The sequence below is a fragment of the Streptomyces sp. NPDC037290 genome, from assembly GCF_055603245.1.
Genome location: NZ_JBVJVZ010000204.1, coordinates 1 through 1013, shown reverse-complemented (window position 1 = coordinate 1013; position 1013 = coordinate 1). Strand labels below are relative to the sequence as shown.

General features: G+C 66.4%; 2 pseudogenes. Both read left to right on the top strand.

What is annotated here, in order from left to right:
* Positions 1–231: pseudogene (locus tag ACZ7HQ_RS46010) on the top strand (cation:proton antiporter); the annotation flags it as partial.
* Positions 232–310: 79 nt separating this feature from the next.
* Positions 311–1013 (top strand): annotated as a pseudogene (locus ACZ7HQ_RS46005) (excinuclease ABC subunit UvrA); the annotation flags it as partial.

Here is a 1013-nt window from a genome sequence, read left to right as displayed (position 1 = left end):
CTGCGCATCGGCGTACTGGACACCGTCACCTTCACGATCATCGTGCTGATCGCCCTCATCACCTCGGTGTCAGCGCCGCCCATCCTGCGCTGGGCGAGCAGCCGGATCGCTTTCGACAGCGAGGAGCAGGAGCGGGAGGAGCGGCTGGCCGGCTGGAGCACCGAGCCCGCCTTCTCCGGTGGGCCGACGCCCAAGTCAGCACGGCAGGAGAAGACCGTGGACACCTCCTGAGTGCAGGCTAGGTGGTTACCGTTCCGCCGGTCCGTCCGGCGGAACGGTGACTCATGTACGGAACCAGGAGGAGAACTCTGTGAGCGTCACCGACCCCACCCCCGGCGCGGACACCGCATCCGGTCCGGGAGACGGCATCCGTATCGCGGGCGCGCGGATCCACAATCTCAAGGATGTCTCACTGACGATTCCCCGCAACCAGATCACGGTCTTCACGGGGGTCTCGGGTTCGGGCAAGTCGTCGATCGTCTTCGACACGGTGGCCGTGGAGGCCCAGCGGCAGCTGAACTCCACCTTCAGCTGGTACATCCGCAACCAGCTCCCGAAGTACGAACGTCCGCAGGCCGAGACGATCGAGAACCTCACCACGCCGGTGATCGTCGACCAGAAGCCGGTGGGGGGCAACGCCCGGTCCACGGTGGGCACCATGACCGACGTGCAGCCTATGATCCGGGCCCTGTTCGCCCGGTTCGGCACGACGAAGGACAAGAACCCGTCCTCGCTCGGCGTCTCCGCGTTCTCGTTCAACGACCCCCAGGGCATGTGCCCGGACTGTGACGGTCTCGGCCAGAGCATCGCCCTCGACCTGGACAAGATGCTGGACCGCTCGAAGTCCCTGGACGACGGGGCGGTCCTTTTCCCCGAGTACAAGGTGGGCAGCCCGGACTGGCAGATCTGGGCGAAGTCCGGCCGTCTGGATCCGGCCAAGCCGATCGCCGAGTACAGCGCCGAGGAGCTGGACACGCTTCTGCGCGGCACCGGCGGGAAGGTGACGCTGAAGA